Genomic DNA, 4,603 nt, shown 5'->3' on the forward strand with positions numbered 1-4,603 from the left:
CTCACCCGCGGACTGCACCTGGACGGGCTCGCCGACACCGCCGACGGCCTCGGCTCGGCCAAGCCCGCGGCCGACGCGCTGCGGATCATGAAGGCGTCGGACATCGGGCCGTTCGGCGTGTTGACGCTGCTGTTCACAGTGCTCGTCCAGGTCGGCGCGCTGGTCCAACTCCAGCGCGCGGGCTCGGGATGGGCCGTCGCCGCGCTCGTGGGCGCCGCGGTCACCGGACGCGCCGCGCTCGCCCTCGCGTGTGGCCCGGGAGTGCCTTCGGCCCGCCCCGACGGGCTGGGCGCGATGGTCGCGGGCACGGTGGGCCGCGGCGTCCTGCTCGCGTGGTCGCTCGTGCTGACCGGCGCGGCCGGTCTGTACTGGATCGTCCAAGGCCCGGCCGAGGGGCTGCGCGCGCTCGGTGCCGCGGTGGCCGGACTCGCCTGCGGGGCACTGCTGTTGCGGCATACGGTTCGCCGCTTCGGCGGCATCACGGGGGACGTTTTGGGCGCCGTCGTGGAGACCGTCGGGTGCGTCGCGCTCGTGGTCCTGTCCACTGGTTGAGACGTTCCGCCGAGGGCGTGAAATGCTGGGAGGCGAACGTACCTTCCCATCCGCCCCCCAGCGCACCGTAAGGGCACCGAGCACGGATTCCCTGGTCCGGTGCGCCTCTTGAGGGACGCTCAGCGAATTCGAGAGACAGGAAACCCGTGACCACACTGAGTATCGGCTCCACCGCGGCCCTTTCCCTGCGCGCCGACGTGCTTGTCATCGGCGCCACCAAGGGCGAGGACGGCGCCGTCGTCGCCGCGGGCGGCGAAAGCCTCGTCGCGGCCTTCGACGGCCGGCTCACCGACACCCTGACCGCCGTCGGCGCCACCGGCGCCGAGGGCGAGCTGCACCGCATCCCGACGTTCGGCGCCGCCAAGGCCCCGCTCGTCCTGGTCGTGGGTCTGGGCGAGGCGCCCGCCGACGGCTTCACCGCCGACGCGCTGCGTCGCGCCGGCGGCAACGTCGCGCGGGCCCTGACCGGCGTCAAGAAGGCCGGCGTCGCACTGCCGCTGACCGGCGCGGAGGCGGTCGGCGCGTTCGGCGAGGGCGTCCTGCTCGGCGCGTACTCGTTCGAGGTCTACCGCGAGAAGTCGCGCGAGGGCCGCAAGGACGCCGTCAAGGACGTCGTGCTCCTGGGCGTCAAGGCCCGCGACAAGGGCGCCAAGGCCGCGATCGAGCGGGCCGCGATCACCGCGGCGAGTGTCAACCAGGCCCGTGACCTGGTCAACACGCCGCCCAACGACCTCAACCCCAAGGACTTCGCCGCGATCGCGGTGGACACCGGCAAGAACGCCGGGTTCAAGGTTGAGGTGCTCGACGACAAGATGCTCGCCAAGCAGGGCTTCGGCGGGATCCTGGGCGTCGGCCAGGGCTCGGCCGCCAAGCCGCGTCTGGTCCGCCTGGGCTACACACACCCCAAGGCCAAGCGCACGATCGCGCTCGTCGGCAAGGGCATCACCTACGACTCGGGCGGCATCTCGCTCAAGCCGGCCGGCTCCAACGAGACGATGAAGATGGACATGGGCGGCGCCGCGGCCGTCCTGGGCGCGGTCACCGCCGTCGCCCGGCTGGGCCTGGCGGTCAACGTGACCGGCTGGCTCGCGCTCGCCGAGAACATGCCCTCCGGCACCGCGACGCGTCCCGGCGACGTGCTGCGGATGTACGGCGGCCGCACGGTCGAGGTGCTCAACACCGACGCCGAGGGCCGGCTCGTCCTCGCCGACGCGATCACGCGCGCGTGCGAGGAGGAGCCGCAGATGCTGATCGACGTCGCGACGCTGACCGGCGCGATGATGGTCGCCCTGGGCAACGACACGTACGGGATCATGTCCAACGACGACGACTTCCGCGGCGCCGTGCACGACGCCGCGACACGTGTGGGCGAGCCGGCCTGGCCGATGCCGCTGCCGACCGAACTGCGCAAGTCGATGGACTCGCCGATCGCCGACATCAAGAACATGGGCTCGCGGATGGGTGGCGGCCTCGTGGCCGGTCTCTTCCTCCAGGAGTTCGTGCCCGACGGCGTCAGCTGGGCACACCTGGACATCGCGGGCCCGGCGTACAACGAGGGCGAGGTCACCGGCTACAAGGCGAAGGGTGGCACGGGCGTCGCGGTGCGCTCGCTGCTCCAGGTCGCGCAGGACGTCGCGGACAACCGGATCTGAGCACCCGGCGTTCGCGCGCGGCGGATCCGTTGTCGCCCGCGCGTTGCTTCGCGGTACCGATCCGGCCGGGACACGCAGGCGTCCCGGCCGGATCGGCGGCGCGGCGAACGGTGCCGGGTCAGGCTCCCTGGCCGGACTGTCGGCGGGTCCACTCACGCATGCGCTTGGGGTAGCCCACCAGGGCCGCCTCGTATGCCGGTATGCCGAGCTTGCGGGCCAGGGAGCGGGCCACCTGCTCGTCGGCGATCCGGCGCCTGGTCCACTCCCCCGTGTCGGCGACGAACACGACCGTGGATCCACTCAGCGTCGTGACGGGTTCTATGTACGCCTCCACGCCCTTGCGGCTCTTGGCGAACTCGGTCAGGTGTGCGGTGACGGCGGTGGCCTCCTTGCGGTCGGGCGCGCCGGCGCCGGCTCCTCGTTTGCGTCGGAACAACCCCACGGGAACTCCTTCCTGTCGGACGCGCGGGAGTCGGGCTCGTCACGGAACAACGAGTCACACCCGCGCGTTGTGCCCCGCGATCGACCCATTGGGTGCGGTCCTTGTGGGACAGGCAACACCGGGGCGGAGTGCTCGGTCCCTCTCGAGAGGTGGGAGGATGTTGTACCGGCACTAAGGACCTTCCACAAGAAGGGGGTGCTACCCGGTGCGTCCCGCCCGGGTGGGCATCGCGATCACAGGAGGACGAGACGTGGCGAACGACGCCGGAGCCGTTTTCGATGTAGTCATTCTCGGAGGCGGAAGCGGCGGATACGCCTGCGCCCTCCGTGCGGCCGAACTCGGCATGCAGGTCGTCCTCATCGAAAAGGGCAAGCTCGGCGGCACGTGTCTGCACAACGGCTGCATCCCGACCAAGGCGCTTCTGCACGCCGGCGAGGTCGCGGACCAGACCCGTGAGAGCGAGCAGTTCGGCGTCAAGTCGACGTTCGACGGCATCGACATCTCCGCTGTGCACGCATACAAGGACGGCGTCATCTCGCGCCTGTTCAAGGGCCTGACCGGCCTGATCAAGAGCCGCAACATCACTGTCGTCGAGGGTGCCGGCAAGCTCGTGTCGCCGACCGCGGTCGAGGTGAACGGGCAGCGCTACGAGGGTCGACACGTGGTACTGGCGACCGGCTCCGTGCCGAAGTCGCTCCCGGGCCTGGAGATCGACGGCAACCGCGTCGTCAACAGCGACCACGCGCTCGTGCTCGACCGGGTCCCGCAATCCGCGGTGGTCCTGGGCGGCGGCGTGATCGGGGTCGAGTTCGCGAGCGCCTGGAAGTCCTTCGGCGTGGACGTGACGATCGTCGAGGCGCTTCCGCACCTCGTCGCGCTGGAGGACGAGGCCAGCAGCAAGCTCTTGGAGCGTGCCTTCCGTCGCCGCGGCATCAAGTTCGAGCTCGGCTCGCGCTTCAGCGGCGTCGAGTACACCGACGCGGGCGTTCGGGTCTCGCTGGAGAACGGCAAGCAGATCGAGGCCGAGCTGCTGCTCGTCGCGGTCGGTCGCGGCCCCGTCTCGGCCGGTCTGGGCTACGAGGAGGCCGGCGTCGCGATGGATCGCGGCTACGTCCTGGTCGACGAGTACTGCGCCACCAACGTGCCGACGATCTCGGCCGTGGGCGACCTGATCCCCACCCTCCAGCTCGCCCACGTGGGCTTCGGCGAGGGCATCCTCGTCGCCGAGCGGATCGCCGGACTGAGCCCGGTCCCGATCGACTACGCGGGTGTGCCCCGGGTCACCTACTGCGACCCGGAGGTGGCCTCGGTGGGCCTCACCGAGGCGCAGGCGGTCGAGCGCTACGGCTCGGACAAGCTCGCCACCATCAGCTACAGCCTCGGCGGCAACGGCAAGAGCCAGATCCTCAAGACGACGGGCCAGGTCAAGGTCGTCTCGGTCAAGGACGGCCCGGTCGTCGGCATCCACATGGTCGGTGCCCGCATGGGCGAACTGACCGCGGAAGCCCAGCTGATCTACAACTGGGAAGCCCTCCCGTCCGAGGTCGCCCAGCTCATTCACCCGCACCCGACGCAGTCCGAGGCGCTCGGCGAGGCCCACCTCGCGTTGGCGGGCAAGCCGCTGCACGTCCACGACTGACGCGTCCCGCGTCGCGCCCGTCATCCAAGACCCACGCCTTGAAGCGTTGAGCTTGAAGCGTTGAGAAGGAGTCTCTGACCCATGCCGGTCTCCGTAACACTGCCCGCGCTCGGCGAGAGCGTGCAGGAGGGCACGATCACCCGCTGGCTCAAGCAGGAGGGTGAGCGAGTCGAGCTGGACGAGCCGCTGCTCGAGGTCTCGACCGACAAGGTCGACACCGAGATCCCCGCCCCTGCCGCCGGCATCCTGGTGTCGATCAAGGCCCAGGAAGACGAAACGGTCGAGATCGGCGCCGAGCTCGGCGTCATCGACGACGGC

General features: G+C 70.5%; 5 protein-coding genes. 4 read left to right on the forward strand and 1 reads right to left on the reverse strand.

All coding sequences use genetic code 11. The annotated features are described in order from the left end of the window. Together GT354_RS50250 and GT354_RS50255 are read left to right on the forward strand one after the other, a co-directional pair. Window positions 1-552 (forward strand): adenosylcobinamide-GDP ribazoletransferase (locus GT354_RS50250; RefSeq protein WP_161364922.1); only part of this gene is annotated, 552 nt, incomplete at its 5' end. Between the two features lie 146 nt (window positions 553-698). Then, entirely contained in the window at window positions 699-2,204 is a 1,506-nt protein-coding gene (locus tag GT354_RS50255) for a leucyl aminopeptidase (protein ID WP_161364923.1), read from the forward strand. Between the two features lie 118 nt (window positions 2,205-2,322). On the opposite strand, the gene GT354_RS50260 is transcribed toward GT354_RS50255, so the two are convergent. Then, window positions 2,323-2,646, reverse strand: coding sequence for a hypothetical protein (locus GT354_RS50260; RefSeq protein WP_161364925.1), 324 nt, complete (start codon window positions 2,644-2,646; stop codon window positions 2,323-2,325). A 250-nt stretch (window positions 2,647-2,896) separates the two neighbouring features. On the opposite strand from GT354_RS50260, the gene lpdA reads away from it, so the two are divergent. Beyond that, window positions 2,897-4,285, forward strand: coding sequence for a dihydrolipoyl dehydrogenase (lpdA, locus tag GT354_RS50265; RefSeq protein ID WP_161364927.1), 1,389 nt, complete (start codon window positions 2,897-2,899; stop codon window positions 4,283-4,285). A gap of 81 nt (window positions 4,286-4,366) precedes the next feature. Further along, window positions 4,367-4,603: biotin/lipoyl-containing protein (locus GT354_RS50270; protein ID WP_346012531.1), on the forward strand; the 237-nt coding region annotated here is incomplete at its 3' end.

The sequence above is a fragment of the Streptomyces sp. SID3343 genome (genome assembly GCF_009865215.1).
Taxonomy (GTDB): Bacteria; Actinomycetota; Actinomycetes; order Streptomycetales; family Streptomycetaceae; genus Embleya.